The sequence below is a fragment of the Bacillus sp. FJAT-29814 genome (assembly GCF_001510715.1).
Taxonomy (GTDB): Bacteria; Bacillota; Bacilli; order Bacillales; family Cytobacillaceae; genus Neobacillus.
In genome coordinates, this window is the sequence record NZ_LMTJ01000005.1 from 548,138 (window position 1) to 565,611 (window position 17,474).

Sequence of the window (17,474 nt, forward strand, 5' to 3'; positions counted from 1 at the left end):
ACAGACAAGGTTAATGTATCCAAACAAAAAAGACTGTCGATTAAAACCCGAAATCCTTCGGATTTGTCGACAGTCTGAAAGGCCCGCCATAATGGCAGGCCTTTATCCAATTACAGGTTCATCATTTTGTTGTGGCATAAATTGAACCAGGCTTCTTTATTGGGTTACCAGACCCAAGCTGCCCCAACGATAACTAACAAAATGAACAATACGACAATTAATGCAAATCCGCCTCCAAAACCGAAACCTGCACCATCAGCCATAAATATTACCTCCTAAAATTTATTGTCTTTACTCTGCCATCATATGTAAGGATTTTGTCCAATGTTATAGGCATTCGTCCCAATAACGGGGGAAATGCCTGATTTCATTTATTTTTCTATTGGACAAGCAAAATGAATCCTCTATACTAATAATAGTCAACTTAAATAGGAATTTTGGTGAGTGTGAATGCCTTATGAGGTTAAGATAGATGCTTTTGAGGGACCGCTTGATTTGCTCCTCCATCTGATCAACCGGCTGGAAATCGATATTTATGATATTCCTGTCGCCCAAATTACAGAACAATACTTTGTATATATCCATACAATGAACGATTTAAAACTTGATGTTGCCAGTGAATATTTGGTCATGGCAGCAACTTTGCTGGCAATCAAGAGTAAAATGCTTCTTCCCAAGCATGAAGAAGTGAATATCGAGACTGATCCTGAAATCGCTTATGAGGAGGACCCTCGGGATGAGCTTGTTGAGCGATTAATTGAATACCGTAAGTACAAGGAAGCGGCCCATGATTTAAAAACAATGGAGGAAGAACGTGGGCTCATGTTTACGAAGCCTCCTAGCGATTTATCCGATTTTGCAAAAGAAGTGCAGCCAATCAAGACTGATTTAAATGTTTCCCTTTACGATATGCTGGCGGCCTTTCAAAAATTATTGCGCCGGAAAAAGCTGCAGCGGCCGTTGGCGACAAAAATTACCCGCCAGGAAATCTCAATTGAAACAAGAATGACGGAAATATTGGTTGAATTGAAACAGTTGAAGGGCCGGACAAATTTTAACAATTTATTTCCCAGCCGGACAAAAGGCCATATTGTGGTCACCTTTTTGGCGATACTGGAATTAATGAAAAGAAAAGAAGTTGAGGTCCATCAACAGGGAAACTTTAGTGACATCTTTATTGAGGCTGTAAAGGAAGGAACTGATCACTTTGGAAATCATTAATTGGACGGGCATACTTGAAAGCCTGTTATTTGCTGCCGGAGATGAAGGTCTCGCCCTAAAGCAAATTGCTGAGGTACTGGAAGTGACCGAACTTCATGCAATAGAAATTATCGATTCATTAACAGAAGAATACAGGAACAATAAAAACCGCGGGATTATGGTGGTGCAGCTCGCCGGCAATTATCAGCTTGCCACTAAAAAAGAAAATGCAGATTACTTAAAAAAACTGGTCGATTCCCCGCATACATCGACGTTATCCCAAGCTGCACTAGAAACCTTGGCAATTATAGCCTATAAACAGCCAATTACTCGTGCTGAAATTGAGGAGATTCGCGGTGTAAAAACGGAAAGGCCGTTAAATACGCTGATGGCCAAAGCATTAATCAAAGATGTGGGACGGGCCGAAGGGACAGGGCGGGCCTATTTATACGGCACTACAAAGGAATTCCTTGATTATTTTGGACTCAAAAGCCTGGAAGAACTTCCGGCGCTTCCGGAAAAGCCAGAGGAAGAGTACATACAGGAAGAAGCGGATTTATTTTTTGAAAAATTCCAGGAAACTTTGAACTCATAATTCATCAACTGAACCAACAAATTATGGTACTATTAAGCTGTAAGTTAGGCTAAAAACTTCTATGAAATGAGAGCATGTCAATAAGGAGCGCGATTAAATTGCTAATTAAAGAATGCAAAGGGTATGAGTTGGAAAAAGAAAAATCCAACACATCAGAGGATTTTTTTAACAGAAGTGAGATTACATTTGTCGAAGATGGCACAGAGAAAACATTGCATGTATTATATGTAAGATATTTCGATCAAATTTTCCCTGAATTCACTCCATTTCAAGAGGACCCAATTTTCGTCCAGGATGGCAAGGAGATTTTCTTTAGGGATATTGTTGCCCTTGTTTGTCTCTTGAAAAATCCAGGACTGCGGGCCCGCAAACGTCTATATATTAATTCCAAGCAGGAGTTTGCAACCTATTTCCAGGATATTAATTTCTCAAAGCTGCCGGAGATATTTTCAAGCCTTAAGCAAAAGAACGGCTACGAGCTCAGGTCACCGCTTGAATTTATCCCACATTAACGGGCAGTAACACCCCCACCTCAATACTTAGACAAATCGAAGAAGTATAGGTGGGGGATAACTGCCCGTAAATGTCCGATTGGTTCAACTAACAATCAGTGGGGGATGGAAAAAACCCCCACTGATTGAAGTTTCACTTTATCATGCAGCCGCAATAATGTTACAGATCCGGAGGGAGTCAAATGGGGAATTCGTTAGTTGAGACTCAGGTTCATGATGTAAAAAGCTTTTTAGCCAAAACCACTTCAACCATTGAAGAGTTTTTAAATGAAACGACTTTATCAGAGTTAAGTCCTGAAGGTGAAGAAGAAAGAAACTATCACAAATTGATCCTTTCCAACTTGCGGAAACTGCTTGTCTGTAGTGAAGAAGGTTATGAAGCCTGCCAAATTATCTTGCAAAGTGAGACTTTCCCAAAGGGTGCTGCAGAAAAAACATTATATAAAATTTTTCATCAATGTATCGAAGAATTTTTCTCGCCGAATAATGATGCCTGGTTTGAAAATAGCCGCTCCGCTTATACGGGGAGAAATGCGATTAAATTCTATCAAAATGTTTCCGAACAAATTGTTCAATTGCTTAAAGGTTTGGAAGGGGATTTTCAACGCATTAGAGAAGAATTGGAATACTATGAAACAGACTATCGGACCAAAATGGCACAATCAAAGTAAGCAAATGGCAGAGGCTGTCTCCCTTGGAGGCGGCCTTTTCTGTGTTCTAAATTTCTCATTTTTTCATACCTTTTATAAGGATTTCTGGAAATGGGGGATTCGATGGACCGGTTCCACGAGTATGTCAATGAATTATTTAAATGGAATGAAGAGATGAGGAGATTTCTCCACTCCGAAAATGTTAGAGAAAACTCAGAGTTATGGGAACAGCTGGATGAATTTACCGATATGATTGAAACAACGAACCGTGAATTATCGAATGAAGAAATGCTTGGCCTTCAAGTGAAAGCAGAGTCTATCCATAGGCAGCTGGAGCATTATTTTAATCAAAAACGGGAAAATGAAGTCGGATCCATCTGGGTGCGGGAGAAACCAATTCCGCCGGGAGGCCATACACTTCCCGATCTGCCCTACCCGTATGATGCTTTGGAGCCCTATATTTCAGAGGAAATCATGAGGCTGCATCACGATAAGCATCATCGCGGCTATGTGGAAGGCTTAAACAAGGCGGAGTTAAATTTAAAGAAAGCAAGGGAGTCAGGTGATTTTGCCTTAATCAAGCATTGGTCGCGGGAACTTGCCTTTCATGGCTCCGGTCACTATCTCCATTCGACTTTTTGGAGAAACATGAATCCACAAGGCGGCGGAGAACCGTACGGATTATTGAAAGCTGAAATTGATCGCTATTTTGGCAGCTTTACCGCTTTTAAAAACCAATTTACCGAGGCGGCCAAACAAGTAGAGGGGGTTGGCTGGGCCCTGTTGGTCTGGGCACCGCAGGCTAGACATTTAGAAATCCTGCAATCGGAACGCCATATGCTGCTAACCCAATGGGATACCATCCCGCTTCTGGTGCTTGATGTTTGGGAGCACGCCTATTATCTGCAATATAAAAATAATCGGGGTGACTATGTCAAGAATTGGTGGAATCTCGTAAACTGGCATGATGTTGCCATGAGACTTGAAAGGGCTGCCGATAAGAATTGGCCCGGCCGATGATCATTGGGCATTCCGTTCCGACCCATTTTCTTTTTTGTCATATCAAACCTTGTCCCGCATAAACTTTTAGTAACTAAAGAGAGGGACGAGGTTTATCTATGAAAAAAATATGGAAGCTGATTATTTTTTCCCTGATAGTTTCGTTAATCATGGCGAATATTCCGCAAAGGGCGGCAGCGGCGCCTGGGGTAAGTGCAGTGAGTGCCGTACTGATAGAGCAGAAATCTGGGCGAATTCTTTTTGAAAAAGATGCCCATAAGAGAATGAGAATTGCCAGTATTACCAAAATCATGACTGCCATTCTTGCGATAGAATCCGGAAAATTGAATCAATATGTAACAGTGAGCGAGCGGGCGACCCGGGCAGAAGGGTCATCGGTATATTTAAAGCCTGGAGAAAAAATAAAGCTGGAAGATCTTGTCTATGGGCTGATGCTGCGCTCCGGAAATGACACAGCAGTCGCAATTGCCGAATATGTCGGCGGCAGTCTGGATGGCTTTGTTTATTTGATGAATCAAAAGGCAAGGGAAATCGGCATGGTCAACACACATTTTGCCAATCCGCACGGGCTTGACGATCATGAGGCTCATTTTTCTACCGCCTATGATATGGCTGTTTTGACCCGTTATGCCATGCAAAACAAAACCTACCAAAAAATCGCAGGCACGAAGGTGCATCGTGCTCCAAATCCAACGGAAAATTGGGACAGGGTGTGGAAAAATAAAAATCGTCTGCTCACAAAATATAAGTACACTACCGGCGGGAAAACAGGCTACACCAAACGGGCAAAGCGAACACTTGTCACGACTGCTTCAAAAGGGGATATGAATTTGATTGCCGTCACTTTGAATGCACCGGATGATTGGAATGATCACATTTCACTGTATGAATCAGGTTTTAATCAGTTTGATATGGTCGAGGTATTGACCAAAGGAAAAATTAACCTGCCAAAACCAAAACAATATCAAAATCATTTATATTTAAAAAAATCGATTGTTTACCCAGCGACAAGTAAGGAAATCGAATTATTTTCTGTCAAATATAAATTGACCATGCCCGATAAGAACTTGAGAACATCGGAAACGGTCGAAAAAGTGGCCGGAAAAGCGATTGTTTATTTGGATGGACGGGCTGTCAAGGAAACACCTATCTATTATCAATACGTTCCGAAGAAAAAGAAGGGTTTGTTGGATCGTCTGAAAGAAACCTTTTCCTCGGTCATTGGTGTGAACGCCAATGGTTAATTATATCTGGGTGGCTATGACTGTAATCGGAATCGTGTTTGCATTATTTAATGGAACGATGGAAGATGTGAATAAAGCTGTTTTTAATGGTGCTAAAGAGGCAGTCACATTGTGCATCGGGCTGATCAGTGTTCTTGTTTTCTGGCTGGGGATGATGCGCATTGCTGAAGAATCGGGGCTTCTTGAAAAGCTTTCAAAATTATTCCGGCCGCTTGTCAAACGGCTTTTTCCTGATGTGCCGGCCAACCACCCGGCAATGGGCTATATGCTGTCGAACATGATTTCAAACATGTTTGGGTTGGGTAACGCAGCAACTCCGATGGGAATTAAAGCTATGGAGGAACTGAAAAAATTAAATGGCGGAAAAAACTCTGCATCGCGGTCGATGGTTACCTTTCTGGCAATCAATACCGCTAGTATCACGATTATACCGACTACTGTGATAGCGATTAGAATGACGTACAATTCCGCATCCCCCACGGAGATCGTTGTTCCGACCATTATCGCAACAATCCTTTCGGCAATTGGGGCCATTCTTATCGATCGCTATTTTTATTACCGCAGAAGCCGAAAAGGGTGAGGATATATGGCGTTGATTTCGGTAATTTCACTAACCTTTATTCCTTTATTAATTGGTTTTATTCTCCTATATGGGACTTTCAAGAAAGTGCCAACCTACGAAAGCTTTGTCGAGGGGGGGAAAGAGGGGATTAAAATAGCCGTTTCCATCATCCCTTTCCTTGTCGGGATGCTGGTGGCGATTTCAATCTTTCGGGCCTCTGGGGCATTGGAAGCCCTCATGAATTGGATTCGCCCGTTTATGAACATGATTGGCATACCATCCGAAATCGTACCATTATTACTGATTCGTCCGATTTCTGGTACGGCTGCGCTCGGAATGACAAGTGATTTAATCGCTGTATACGGACCCGATTCGTTCATTGGCCGTCTGGCTTCTGTTTTGCAGGGAAGTACAGACACCACCTTTTATGTGTTAACGGTATATTTCGGAGCAGTTGGGATAAAAAAGATGGGGGATGCTCTAAAGGTCGGACTATTGGCAGATGTCGTCGGAATTATCGTCGCCATCGCAGTGGTTGCAATTATTTTTGGAACAAAATAGTATTGACTTAAGCAGGCTTGGAATAGGGCCTGTTTTTTGTATGTCTTAAACTTTGAAAAGTGACGGATTTGTGTCATAATGCAGTTGGGAAAGTAGAATCATTTTCTTGTTTGCAAAAATAGAATCTGTTACTGAATAACCCTATATTAGGATATTTCTTTGAGGTGAAAGAATGGAAAGATTGCAGAAAATTATAGCCCGGGCCGGAATTGCTTCGAGACGGAAAGCCGAAGAACTGATTAAACAAGGCCAGGTGAAAGTAAATGGAAAGGTAGTTACCGAGCTAGGTATTAAGGTGTCGCCTTCCGATAAAGTAGAGGTAAATGAAATACCGTTGGAAAAGGAGGTGCCGGTATACTTCCTTCTGTACAAACCAAGAGGGGTCATTTCTAGTGTAAGTGATGAGAAAGGCAGAAAGGTAGTGACCGATTATTTCTCGGGAATTAAGGAAAGAATTTTTCCGGTCGGCAGGCTCGATTATGATACTTCCGGGCTGTTGCTGCTTACAAACGACGGAGAGTTCGCGAACCTCCTTATGCACCCGAGAAATGAAATTGAAAAGGTATATGTTGCAAAAATTAAAGGCATTCCATTAAGGGAAAATTTAAAAAAGCTTGAGAGAGGGATACGCCTTGAAGATGGCAAAACCGCTCCGGCAAAAGTGAAACTGCTGTCGACAGATAAGAAAAAACAAAGCTCCATCGTAGAAATTTCGATACATGAGGGCAAAAATCGCCAGGTCAGAAGGATGTTTGAGGCTATTGGCCATGAAGTTTTGAAATTAAAGCGTGAAAGGTACGCATTTTTAACTTTAAATGGACTTAAAGCAGGGGAAGCAAGGGAACTGACCGTTCATGAAGTAAAACAATTAAGAGCCCATGCGCTTGAAGAAACCAAAAAAAATTCATAGAACTGTCACAATTTACATCTTGAGTTAACAATGTAGCCACAGTGAGAAATGATATAATTTAGATTATCTGTGTCAGCAAAGCATTGGGGAGGGTTTTTCATGAAAAAACGGCGTTTGATCATGAGAACAATTATTTTGTTTGTTCTGGCAGCTGCCGTTGTTTATACACTTTATGCGAATTTCACGAAGGATCACAGACAAAAGGTGGCAGAGGGGGACCCTGCACCTGATTTTGTTTTGGTCGATATGCAGGGAAACAAGCATCGGTTGTCTGATTATCGGGGCCAGGGGGTTTTCCTCAATTTTTGGGGAACATGGTGTCCGCCTTGTAAAAAGGAAATGCCTTATATCAATAATCAATATCATCAATTTAAAGACAAAGGGGTTAAGGTTTTATCGGTTGATATCCAGGAATCGGAACTCGCCGTCAACCAATTTGCCGAGAGGCTAAAACTCGATTTTCCGATTATGATTGATCAGGATAAGGAAGTCATGACAGCCTATGGTGTCGATCTGCTCCCGGCTACCTTCCTGATTGATAAAAATGGGAATGTTGTGAAGTATCATACCGGTGAGTTGACGGAGAACAAAATTCGGGAATTTATGGAGAAAATAAAACCTTAGGGGAAACAGGGAGTTTTTTTAAATGAAAGATGTAAAATGTGAATGCGGCCACGTCAATCCACATGGCACCGTTTTGTGTGAAGCGTGCGGAAAGGTGCTTGACGAGAGAGACCAAAGCGGCAAATTGCTGGATATGCGCTATGAAGGCAGTGCGCGTCGCTCACAAACCTACAACAAAACGGTTATAGATAAAATTTGGAACTTTTTTTCTTCTGTAAAGGTTGGCGTGTGGTTAATTGTCATTACCCTATTAGCCTCGATAATTGGGACCATACTGCCGCAGGAAATGTATATCAATCTTCCCCCGGAAGTCTATTACGAGCAGGAGCATGGCTGGTTTGGCAAGCTGTACTACCAATTGGGTTTTCATGATTTGTACGGTTCATGGTGGTATTTGCTGCTGATTGCGATGATTGGTATTTCCTTGGTTATTTGCAGTCTTGATCGGGTTGTTCCGCTTTACAAGGCCTTAAAGGCGCAACGGGTAACTAGACATGAAGGGTTTTTAAAGCGTCAGCGTCTGTTTGGCATAAACGAGGCTGTTGACCAAAGTGATCAGGACCTGGTGAAGCAGCATTTAATACAAAAGCGTTACCAGGTTCGCGAGGAAAATGGCGATATTTTAGCCGAAAAAGGCCGATTTTCCCGCTGGGGTCCATATGTAAACCATGTCGGTTTAATTATATTCCTTTTTGGCGGGATGCTAAGGTTTATACCTGGCTATTATGTGGAAGATAATTTATGGGTTCGGGAAGGGGAAACAGCATTGGTCCCGGAAACGGGGGAGAAATACTATATCCAAAACAACCAATTTATTCTCGAACACTATGATAAGGAAGAAAATAAAAAATTTGAAAAAGCACTTGATCGAGCCGGCCAAGTCGTACAAAATTACCAATCCAATGTTGTGCTTTATGAGCGCGTTAGCGAGAATCTTCCAGGAGAAAAACCTGAGCTGAAAAAACTGAAGGAATACAAGGTTCGTGTCAATCATCCGCTTACCTTCGATGGTTATTCTGTTTATCAGTCTTCCTTTAGAAGTGAAATGACGGCCATGTCATTCTCGTTGGCAAATAAAGAGAGTGGCCAAACGTTTGGCGATTTTACAATCGACCTAAAAGCTCCAAAATCAGAGTATGATTTGGGAAATGGCTATGCTGTGAAAATTTTGAATTTCTTTCCAGACTTTGAATTTGATAAAAACGGGGAGCCAAGTACAAAATCACGAGTCCCAAACAATCCTGCATTTGTGTTTACGATGATCACCCCTGAAAAGCCAAAGGGAGAAACAAGTTTCGTAGCCATCAGACAAACGATTGAACCATTTGGCGATAATGTCTACAAGGTAGCCTTCAAAGGAATTGAAACACAAAATGTTTCCGGATTTATTGTGCGGAAAGATTCTTCATTATGGGCGATTATTTTGGGCGGGATTATTTTTATGATTGGTGTCGTTCAGGGTGCCTATTGGAACCATCGGCGGATTTGGATCCAGAACAAAAACGGCCAGATTTGGATCGCTGCTCATACGAATAAGAATTGGTATGGCCTTAAGCGTGAACTGGAAACCATTCTTGCGAATACTAAGCTAACGATGCCGGTAGATCAGATTCAAAAGGAAGATGATGGGGAGAAGGAGGAAGCTTAATTGGCAACACTAAGCAGTAATTTATTGTTTATATCTTTTATTCTATATTTAGTCGCCACCCTGTTCTTTGGCGGGTCGATTAAAGCAAAAAAAGAATTTAACGAGAAACAAGGTACGAACAAATGGGGTAAAGTCGCTGTATTTTTGACCATTGTCGGTTTTGTTTCGCAGTTGGGGTATTTTATCACGAGATGGATTGCAGCCGGACATGCCCCTGTAAGTAATATGTTTGAATTTACCACCTTCTTTGGCATGGCTCTAGTGGGTGCATTTATTGTCATTTATTTTATTTATCGGACTACGCTCTTGGGATTATTTACAATGCCTGTTGCAATCCTGGTCATCGCTTATGCAAGTATGTTTCCAAGAGAGATTTCTCCATTAATTCCAGCCTTGCAAAGCTATTGGCTCCATATCCATGTTACGACTGCTGCGATTGGGGAAGCGATTTTGGCAATCAGCTTTGCTGCAGGTTTGATTTATCTGGTGAAGGCCATTGACCAAAAGAAAGCGAGCAAACGGACTTTTTGGCTTGAAATTGTCATGTTTTCCCTCGTAACGGTTCTTGGCTTTGTTGCGGTTTCCACTGTGTTCTCCGCAGCAGGATATCAGGAGAAATTTACTTGGATTGACAAGAAAGGCAATGAAGCATCTGTTGAATATACGATGCCTGCTATTACCGGGCCCCACGATTGGGAATTGGTCACGAAAGAGGGTTTTAAACCGCTGATTGAAATGCCTGCATATATCAACGCCAAAAAATTAAATACAGTCATTTGGTCATTCTTTGGCGGACTGATTTTATATGGACTGATTCGCCTGATCATCAGGAGGCGGATTGCTGCAGCACTTCAACCGCTGGTTAAAAACATAAAACTCGATTTTGTCGATGAAATCAGCTACCGATCTGTGTTAATCGGGTTTCCTGTCTTTACGCTTGGAGCGTTAATTTTTGCGATGATTTGGGCGCAAATTGCCTGGTCCCGCTTCTGGGGATGGGATCCGAAAGAGGTTTGGGCGTTGATTACCTGGTTATTCTACGCGGCTTTCATGCATCTTCGCTTATCAAAAGGCTGGCATGGTGAAAAATCAGCCTGGCTTGCCGTTATCGGGTTTGTGATTATTATGTTTAACCTGGTAGCCGTTAACCTTGTTATTGCTGGCCTGCATTCCTATGCCGGTTCATAATAATAAAATACAGCCTTCACTAAAATAGTGGAGGCTTTTTAAGAAAATCAAGAAAAAATTTCCACTTTTATTCGCATTGTCAAATTATTGACACTTTTTAAGTCAGTTATTAGCTTTCAACATATAGCAAAATACGATACCATTTTGTACAATAAACAACATGGGGGGATTAATAATGGAAAAATCCGTAAAAATTTTGGTAGTTGACGATGAAGAAAGAATTCGCCGTTTATTAAAAATGTACCTTGAGCGAGAAGAGTTTATTATTGATGAAGCAGAAGACGGAAATGAAGCTTTAACTAAAGCGTTGAATAATGATTACGATGTTATTCTCCTTGACCTAATGATGCCTGGCAAGGACGGGATTGAGGTTTGCCGCGAACTGCGTGAAAAGAAGGCTACCCCTGTTATCATGTTAACGGCAAAGGGAGAAGAAGTAAACCGTGTTCAGGGCTTTGAAGTTGGAACAGATGATTATATTGTCAAGCCATTTAGCCCGCGGGAAGTTGTCCTAAGGGTAAAGGCCATTCTCAGAAGATCATCACAAACTACTTATTTACAAACCGAAACAACCACCAAGGATGTCATCGTGTTCCCGCACTTAACAATCGACAATGATGCGCACAGGGTTACTGCAGATGGCAAGGAAGTCAGCTTGACACCAAAAGAATATGAACTGTTATATTTCCTGGCAAAAGCGCCCGATAAAGTATTCGATCGGGAACAGCTGCTAAAAGAAGTTTGGCATTATGAGTTTTTTGGAGATTTGCGCACGGTTGATACCCATGTCAAGCGACTCCGCGAGAAATTGAATAAGGTATCCGAACAGGCAGCCAGAATGATTGTTACAGTTTGGGGAGTAGGCTACAAATTCGAGGTAACAAATGAATGACTTTTTTACGAAGCGTAGTAGGTAAACTTTGGTTTACCATCATTCTACTTGTTTCATTTGTGCTGTTTATTTTAACAGTCATGCTCCTTGAGTTTTTTCAAAATTATAACATTCAAGAAACTAAAGAAGGGCTGACACATACAGCCGAAAAAATCGCTAATGTTCTTGAGGAGCATCCAAAAGAGCAGTTGCCGCTCGGGTTAGAAATATCATGGGAAATAGTCGACCAGGTAACAAAAGTGGTCGTCGTTAAAAATGAGCACGAGGTTTATTATTCACCCAATACGGAAACTGGGGTTAAACTTTCGCTGAAAGATATCAGACAGGATTCTGAATTATCAAAGGTATTTCACGAAAACAAAAAGGTTGAAAAAATTTCAAACCTGGCTTCAAATAAGAACGGTAAGACGAGCGATGCCAGCTTTTCAATTATTGGCGTGCCGCTTCATCTTCCAGGTGAAGAAACCGGGGCGGTATTTATTTATCAATCCTTGGAAGTCATGCAGCAAACATCCCGAGAAGCGACAAAATTTATCCTGTTGGTCGCGGGAGTTGCTATCATTTTGACTACTATTTTTGCCTTCTTCTTGTCAACAAGAATTACTGCGCCGTTAAGAAAGATGCGGGAAGCGGCATTCGAGGTGGCGCGAGGTAAATTCGATACGAAGGTACCGATTCTGACACATGATGAAATTGGCGAATTGGCAACAGCCTTTAATCAGATGGGCAGACAATTAAAGTTCAATATGAATGCTCTCAATCAAGAAAAGGAGCAGCTTGCAAGCATTCTTAGCAGTATGGCTGACGGCGTTATTACCTTTAACCGGGATGGAACGATTCTGATTACCAATCCGCCGGCTGACCGGTTTCTACAATATTGGTATTATGAAAAAGGTGGATTTGAAACGGAAGCCGAAGAAATTCCATCGGAGGCGATGGAGCTTTTTCAAAAAGCCGTTGATACGGAAAAAGAGCAAATTGGTGAAGTTACCCTTCAAGGGCGCCATTGGGTGATTCTCGTCAGTCCTCTTTACAGCAATCAGTTTATTCGGGGTGCCGTTGCTGTTCTGCGGGATATGACCGAGGAAAGAAAACTGGAAAAAATGAGAAAAGACTTTATCGCAAATGTATCTCATGAACTGCGTACTCCGATTTCAATGTTGCAAGGATACAGTGAAGCGATTGTCGATGATATTGCCCAATCGCAGGAAGAAAAACGGGAAATGGCAAAGGTCATCTATGACGAATCGTTACGCATGGGGCGTCTTGTCAATGAACTGCTTGATTTGGCACGGATGGAAGCCGGTCATATTCAATTGACGTTAGAAGAAGTGAATATTGAAATCTTCATTAACCGGATTATCCATAAGTTTCAGGGGCTGGCCAAGGATAATGGCATACATTTGTACGCCGAAATTGAAGCTGAGATGGAGCCAATCAACATGGATCCCGATCGAGTTGAACAGGTGCTGACCAATCTAATTGATAACGCATTTAGGCATACTCCGTCGGGTGGTTCTGTCACTTTAGTTGTTGCCCAGGATGAAAAAGGAATCAGGATGGAAGTAAAAGATTCTGGTTCAGGTATCCCGGAAGAAGACTTGCCATTTGTATTTGAACGTTTTTATAAAGCGGATAAAGCTCGAACGAGGGGCAGGTCTGGAACGGGGCTTGGTCTAGCTATTGCCAAAAATATTATAGATGCTCACCGCGGTCACATTTCGGCTCAAAGCAAAATTGGCCAAGGAACGACATTTTCCTTTGTTTTGCCTCGAAAATCGTAAAAACAGCCACTTTTTTCCCGATTTCTCTTGATTCACGGGAAACAATACGAAACAAACTCATCCAAACTCGGATGGGTTTTTTCTTTTCTCTGTAATTAAAAATAGATTCCACTAAATACCTTCACTTTTATGTTAAAAAAGTCTATATTTATTTAAGGTGTAACCTTTTATACATAAACCTCGACTATATTATTGAACGGGGAGGAGAATTGAATGGACTCCGTTTTCGATGAACTATATCAAAAGTATCATCATGACGTTTTTCAATTTTTATTTTACATGGTCAGAAACAGAGAGCAGGCAGAAGATCTTGTCCAGGAAGTCTATATAAGAGTTTTTAAGTCATATCACCGCTTTGAAGGAAAAAGCAGTGAGAAGACGTGGCTGTTTTCAATTGCCAGAAATGTTGCAATTGACTTCTTCCGGAAGCAAAAGGGCTGGAAAGAAAGAATCCTTGAAAAATTTGATTGGTCGACAAATCAGGTGAAGGACGATTATCCCATTCCGGAGGAAATTGCAGTTCAACGAGAAGAAATTAAATGGGTGTATCAATGTTTGGACTATTGTACAGTCGATCAGCGTGCTGTCATCATCCTTCGTTTTATTCAGGATTTATCCATTTCTGAAACAGCGGAATCCTTAGGCTGGACCGAAAGTAAAGTCAAAACAACTCAGCATCGTGCTTTAAAGGTGTTAAAGAAAGAGATGGAAAATTTCCATGCAAAGGAGGGGGAAGCGAGTGAAAAAGTCGGAGTGGAGCGATAAAGAGCTCGTGGAACTACTAAAGGAAATGCCGAAAATCGAAGACTATCGTCACCCGCGCGACATTTACCAAAACCTGCCGACTAAACGGCCCAAGAAAATGCCATGGCTTTTACCCGGCCTTGCCACGGCCGCGGCCTTATTACTGTTTTTCATTTTAATTCCTAAACTCATGGATGGTAATCAATTTTCGTTAGATCATGCAAAACAGGAATCCACACAAGAAGCAAAGGTTGCCAAAGAGAATAATGATCCAAGTGGTACGGCAAACGGGGATACGCAGAAGGACCAGGCGACTATCATGAAAAAGGCAGAGCTAAGCAATGAGAAAATTGCTACGACCGCCATTTATGATGATGTAGCCAATGACGAGACCGTGCTGACATACTGGGTGCCCGATGAAAATGCACTAAACCTTGTTCCTGTTTCGACGATCGTCAACAATTCTGAAGGGAAAGATTGGCTGACCCTATACAACGAAAATATGGCAAACTTAAGAGAAACCGAATGGCGGTTGACTGATTATTACCCGCTTAAGGCAACATTAAGCTATGATAAAGTGGGCGAGACGGTTATTGTCGATGTGCCTGCAGATCACCCTTACGCTCAAGGAAGCACAACTGAAGTTATTTTTATCAATACGTTAAAGAATCTTGTTGCTTCCAATAGCACTGCTAAAAAACTAAGGTTTAAGACAAATGGTCAACCTGGCCTTGAGACGGGCAACAATTTCTATGAGGAATTGAACGTTAGCCCGGTAAAAAATCATGCTTACTTCTTCTATTTTCCAAACGGCAGTGAAGGACCGTTCCTAGTGCCTTCACCAGATCCATTTAAAGATATCAAATCTGCCTTGCAAGCAATGGGAGCTTCCATTGATACGCATCAATTACAAGGTATAACTATTGGAATTAATGATGTGTCATCAAGCGGTCAAACATTGACGATTTCGTTTAATGAAAATTCAAGCATAAACAATGATCAGCAAACTGTCTGGTCTTTCGAAGCCATCTTGCTTACCGCAAAGGAATTTGGTTTTGAAAAAGTGCTTGTCAATAATCCACCTATAGATAAACTCGGACCATTTGACCTAACTCAAGAAATCAAAGTCCCAATAGCCCCTAATTTGCGGGAAACAAAATAACAAAAAAATCAACCACAATGGTTGATTTTTTTATCCCACATTAACGGGCTGTAAACCCCCCACCTAAATACTTAGACGAATCGAAGAAGTATAGGTGGGGGATAACTGCCCGTAAATGTCCGATTGGTTCAACTAACAATCAGTGGGGGATGGAAAAAATCCCCACTGATTGAAGTTTCACTTTATGTATAAAATAGCAATCAAATCCAAATTATAACAAGTATGGTTGGACGGTTCCTCCCCAGATCATCTGTTCTAAACCCGGATAAGGGGACATATGGTGAGGAGAGGACAAGTATAAGGAGGATTTTTGAAGAATGCGTGATTATTTAAGGAGATTTTTAATTGCCATCATTATGGCAATTTGCGTCAGCTTGTTATTTTTGGGTGGCCGCCACTCGCAAGCTGCAGCACCAGAAGAATTGAAAGAAAGGGAACACTGGGTGTGGCCGGCGGACGGAGTAATCTCCGATACATATGGAACAAGGCGTGGCAATCACAAAGGAATCGATATAGCCGGAAAAATGGATACTCCTATTCTTGCCGTTGAAGATGGCCAAGTCGTAAAATCATACTACTCTACTACTTATGGAAATGTGGTCTTTATCAAGCACCCAAGCAATTTTGTCACCGTGTACGCCCACTTGAACAAGCGTCTTGTTTCAGTAGGACAACCTATTAGGCAGGGTGATATGATCGGGTACATGGGAAAAACCGGACGTGCTACCGGCATCCATCTTCATTTTGAAGCCCATCAGCTTGAATGGCGCTATGATAAGAGATTCGCCTTTAACCCTGAAATGCTATTAGGAAGGATGGCCGTTGGCGAAACAGTCCAAGGCGGAATTGCTGCCATGGGCAGGGATGTGCTTGAGGCAAGCGCCCAGTTACGGCCGCTGCTTGAAGAAAAGTTTTCTGACCCAGTGACAGAACGGTACAGGGTGAAAAAAGGGGATACCTTGTCTGCTATTGCTGTGAAAGTAAATGTTTCGGTCGCTAGAATAAAAGTGCTTAATCACCTGAATTCCGATGTGATTAGACCAAATCAAATCCTGATTATTCGCTAATAATCCATTTTATCGGAGGTGTTTCGACCCTCCGTTTTTTTTTATTTAGTGACAAGTAAAACATGTGAGGAAATGAACAATATATTTTACTTAACAAAACTGCATTTCTCTAGTATAATAATGTTGTAATTTCATATCGATCTATCTTCGGGGCAGGGTGTAATTCCCGACCGGCGGTATTAGAGGTTAACTCTTGAGCCCGCGAGCCTTTATGGCAGGATTTGGTGCGATTCCAAAGCCGACAGTATAGTCTGGATGGGAGAAGATGGAGGTTCTGCAAACATTTGAAAATATTATCTTTTCGGATGTTTATTAAGCATGCCTTTTATTTGCTCCCTCAAGCGCTGTTTCTTGAGGGAGTTTTATTTTTAGGTGTGCATGCTGCTGAACCTCTCTTCCTAACGTGATGGATCAAAAAAGGAGAGAGGAAGAGTGAAGAAAATGAAAAACACAAAAGTAAAGGCAATGGTTTCAATTGGAATGCTTAGCAGCATCGCCTATTTATTAATGCTGCTGCAATTTCCGCTGCCGGGATTCCCGAATTTCTTATTTGTGGATTTTAGCGACATACCGGTATTGATAGCTGCGCTAGTTTTTGGCCCGGTAGCCGGGATATTAGTTGAGTTTTTTAAGAATCTGCTTGATTTTATTATGACTGGGAGCCAAACAGGAATTCCAGTCGGACACATAGCCAATTTCTTAGCGGGAATTACTTATATTTTGCCTGTGTATTATATTTATAATAAGTTAAAAACAAGAAAAGGCATGACGATGGCTTTGGTTGCTGGTACCGTTACAATGGCAGTAATTATGAGTGTTCTAAACTACTTGTTCATCTTGCCTGCCTATACCGTCCTTATGGGTTTCCCAGACATGCGCAATCTTGTCGTCCCTGCCATCCTGCCGTTTAATATCCTAAAAGGTGTCATGATGTCGATGATTTTTATGTTGGTATTCGTTCGAATGCAGGCATGGCTTAATAAAAACACAGTGATAAAAGGCGCATAATATAGAAACAGAGGCTGCTTAAAAATAGCGGCCTCTGTTTATTTTTTGAGAAAAGAAAAACCCGTCTTACCAAAGACGGGGATTTCAGTAGCTTAAGCATATA

19 protein-coding genes and 1 riboswitch are annotated in these 17,474 nt (G+C 41.7%); of the genes, 18 read left to right on the forward strand and 1 reads right to left on the reverse strand.

Annotation, left to right across the window (positions count from 1 at the left end):
• Positions 1-164: 164 nt before the first annotated feature.
• Positions 165-263 (reverse strand): YjcZ family sporulation protein, encoded by a 99-nt coding sequence (locus AR334_RS28970; RefSeq protein WP_082692957.1) that lies wholly within the window; start codon positions 261-263, stop codon positions 165-167.
• 187 nt (positions 264-450) lie between these two features.
• Here AR334_RS28970 and AR334_RS15125 point away from each other — a divergent pair, with 187 nt between their 5' ends.
• The 18 genes from AR334_RS15125 to AR334_RS15210 all read left to right on the forward strand — a co-directional run bounded on the left by AR334_RS15125 (position 451) and on the right by AR334_RS15210 (position 17,371).
• Positions 451-1,221 (forward strand): segregation/condensation protein A, encoded by a 771-nt coding sequence (locus tag AR334_RS15125; RefSeq protein ID WP_066312710.1) that lies wholly within the window; start codon positions 451-453, stop codon positions 1,219-1,221.
• Positions 1,208-1,795, forward strand: coding sequence for an SMC-Scp complex subunit ScpB (scpB, locus tag AR334_RS15130; protein WP_066312714.1), 588 nt, complete (start codon positions 1,208-1,210; stop codon positions 1,793-1,795). The genes AR334_RS15125 and scpB overlap by 14 nt, the downstream gene beginning before the upstream one ends.
• 98 nt (positions 1,796-1,893) lie before the next feature.
• On the forward strand, positions 1,894-2,307 hold the full coding sequence (locus AR334_RS15135; protein WP_066312718.1) for a hypothetical protein: 414 nt from the start codon (positions 1,894-1,896) through the stop codon (positions 2,305-2,307).
• A 182-nt stretch (positions 2,308-2,489) separates the two neighbouring features.
• Complete coding sequence (locus AR334_RS15140) at positions 2,490-2,978, forward strand: YpuI family protein (protein ID WP_066312723.1); 489 nt, start codon at positions 2,490-2,492, stop codon at positions 2,976-2,978.
• 102 nt (positions 2,979-3,080) lie between these two features.
• Positions 3,081-3,977: a superoxide dismutase gene (locus AR334_RS15145; RefSeq protein ID WP_066312724.1), complete on the forward strand. Its 897-nt coding sequence runs from the start codon at positions 3,081-3,083 to the stop codon at positions 3,975-3,977.
• A 98-nt stretch (positions 3,978-4,075) separates the two neighbouring features.
• Positions 4,076-5,221 carry a D-alanyl-D-alanine carboxypeptidase family protein gene (locus tag AR334_RS15150; protein WP_066312731.1) on the forward strand — a complete coding sequence of 382 codons (1,146 nt, stop codon included), beginning with the start codon at positions 4,076-4,078 and terminating at the stop codon, positions 5,219-5,221.
• A complete protein-coding gene (locus AR334_RS15155) occupies positions 5,214-5,801 on the forward strand; it encodes a nucleoside recognition domain-containing protein (protein WP_066312737.1) in 588 nt (195 codons plus the stop codon). The genes AR334_RS15150 and AR334_RS15155 overlap by 8 nt, the downstream gene beginning before the upstream one ends.
• Before the next feature lie 6 nt (positions 5,802-5,807).
• On the forward strand, positions 5,808-6,344 hold the full coding sequence (locus AR334_RS15160) for a spore maturation protein (protein ID WP_066312744.1): 537 nt from the start codon (positions 5,808-5,810) through the stop codon (positions 6,342-6,344).
• Positions 6,345-6,516: 172 nt separating this feature from the next.
• Entirely contained in the window at positions 6,517-7,254 is a 738-nt protein-coding gene (rluB, locus tag AR334_RS15165) for a 23S rRNA pseudouridine(2605) synthase RluB (protein WP_066312747.1), read from the forward strand.
• Between the two features lie 99 nt (positions 7,255-7,353).
• Positions 7,354-7,878: a thiol-disulfide oxidoreductase ResA gene (gene resA / locus AR334_RS15170; RefSeq protein ID WP_066312751.1), complete on the forward strand. Its 525-nt coding sequence runs from the start codon at positions 7,354-7,356 to the stop codon at positions 7,876-7,878.
• A gap of 22 nt (positions 7,879-7,900) precedes the next feature.
• Positions 7,901-9,526, forward strand: a complete 1,626-nt coding sequence (locus AR334_RS15175) for a cytochrome c biogenesis protein ResB (protein ID WP_066312754.1) — start codon at positions 7,901-7,903, stop codon at positions 9,524-9,526.
• Positions 9,527-10,714 (forward strand): c-type cytochrome biogenesis protein CcsB, encoded by a 1,188-nt coding sequence (ccsB, locus tag AR334_RS15180; protein WP_066312764.1) that lies wholly within the window; start codon positions 9,527-9,529, stop codon positions 10,712-10,714.
• A gap of 175 nt (positions 10,715-10,889) precedes the next feature.
• On the forward strand, positions 10,890-11,606 hold the full coding sequence (locus AR334_RS15185; protein ID WP_066312768.1) for a response regulator transcription factor: 717 nt from the start codon (positions 10,890-10,892) through the stop codon (positions 11,604-11,606).
• Positions 11,603-13,390, forward strand: coding sequence for an ATP-binding protein (locus AR334_RS15190; RefSeq protein WP_066312770.1), 1,788 nt, complete (start codon positions 11,603-11,605; stop codon positions 13,388-13,390). The genes AR334_RS15185 and AR334_RS15190 overlap by 4 nt, the downstream gene beginning before the upstream one ends.
• A gap of 213 nt (positions 13,391-13,603) precedes the next feature.
• Positions 13,604-14,155 (forward strand): RNA polymerase sigma factor SigX, encoded by a 552-nt coding sequence (gene sigX, locus AR334_RS15195; RefSeq protein WP_066312776.1) that lies wholly within the window; start codon positions 13,604-13,606, stop codon positions 14,153-14,155.
• The gene (locus tag AR334_RS15200) at positions 14,130-15,296 is read left to right on the forward strand and encodes a hypothetical protein (protein WP_066312777.1); all 1,167 of its coding nucleotides are present in this window, start codon (positions 14,130-14,132) and stop codon (positions 15,294-15,296) included. Before sigX ends, AR334_RS15200 begins: the two co-directional genes overlap by 26 nt.
• A 317-nt stretch (positions 15,297-15,613) precedes the next feature.
• Positions 15,614-16,363, forward strand: coding sequence for a peptidoglycan DD-metalloendopeptidase family protein (locus tag AR334_RS15205; RefSeq protein WP_066312779.1), 750 nt, complete (start codon positions 15,614-15,616; stop codon positions 16,361-16,363).
• Between the two features lie 139 nt (positions 16,364-16,502).
• A riboswitch (FMN riboswitch) is annotated at positions 16,503-16,634 on the forward strand.
• A gap of 170 nt (positions 16,635-16,804) precedes the next feature.
• Positions 16,805-17,371, forward strand: coding sequence for an ECF transporter S component (locus AR334_RS15210; RefSeq protein ID WP_066313876.1), 567 nt, complete (start codon positions 16,805-16,807; stop codon positions 17,369-17,371).
• Positions 17,372-17,474 lie beyond the last annotated feature (103 nt).

Excerpts from the sequence above, each read along its gene's own strand:
- AR334_RS15160 (WP_066312744.1), top strand. The coding sequence starts at position 5,808 with ATGGCGTTGATTTCGGTAATTTCACTAACCTTTATTCCTTTATTAATT.
- AR334_RS15140 (WP_066312723.1), top strand. The coding sequence starts at position 2,490 with ATGGGGAATTCGTTAGTTGAGACTCAGGTTCATGATGTAAAAAGCTTT.
- AR334_RS28970 (WP_082692957.1), bottom strand. The coding sequence starts at position 263 with ATGGCTGATGGTGCAGGTTTCGGTTTTGGAGGCGGATTTGCATTAATT.
- AR334_RS15175 (WP_066312754.1), top strand. The coding sequence starts at position 7,901 with ATGAAAGATGTAAAATGTGAATGCGGCCACGTCAATCCACATGGCACC.
- AR334_RS15155 (WP_066312737.1), top strand. The coding sequence starts at position 5,214 with ATGGTTAATTATATCTGGGTGGCTATGACTGTAATCGGAATCGTGTTT.
- AR334_RS15190 (WP_066312770.1), top strand. The coding sequence starts at position 11,603 with ATGACTTTTTTACGAAGCGTAGTAGGTAAACTTTGGTTTACCATCATT.
- AR334_RS15185 (WP_066312768.1), top strand. The coding sequence starts at position 10,890 with ATGGAAAAATCCGTAAAAATTTTGGTAGTTGACGATGAAGAAAGAATT.
- AR334_RS15210 (WP_066313876.1), top strand. The coding sequence starts at position 16,805 with ATGAAAAACACAAAAGTAAAGGCAATGGTTTCAATTGGAATGCTTAGC.
- AR334_RS15145 (WP_066312724.1), top strand. The coding sequence starts at position 3,081 with ATGGACCGGTTCCACGAGTATGTCAATGAATTATTTAAATGGAATGAA.
- AR334_RS15205 (WP_066312779.1), top strand. The coding sequence starts at position 15,614 with ATGCGTGATTATTTAAGGAGATTTTTAATTGCCATCATTATGGCAATT.
- sigX (WP_066312776.1), top strand. The coding sequence starts at position 13,604 with ATGGACTCCGTTTTCGATGAACTATATCAAAAGTATCATCATGACGTT.
- AR334_RS15150 (WP_066312731.1), top strand. The coding sequence starts at position 4,076 with ATGAAAAAAATATGGAAGCTGATTATTTTTTCCCTGATAGTTTCGTTA.
- rluB (WP_066312747.1), top strand. The coding sequence starts at position 6,517 with ATGGAAAGATTGCAGAAAATTATAGCCCGGGCCGGAATTGCTTCGAGA.
- AR334_RS15125 (WP_066312710.1), top strand. The coding sequence starts at position 451 with ATGCCTTATGAGGTTAAGATAGATGCTTTTGAGGGACCGCTTGATTTG.
- resA (WP_066312751.1), top strand. The coding sequence starts at position 7,354 with ATGAAAAAACGGCGTTTGATCATGAGAACAATTATTTTGTTTGTTCTG.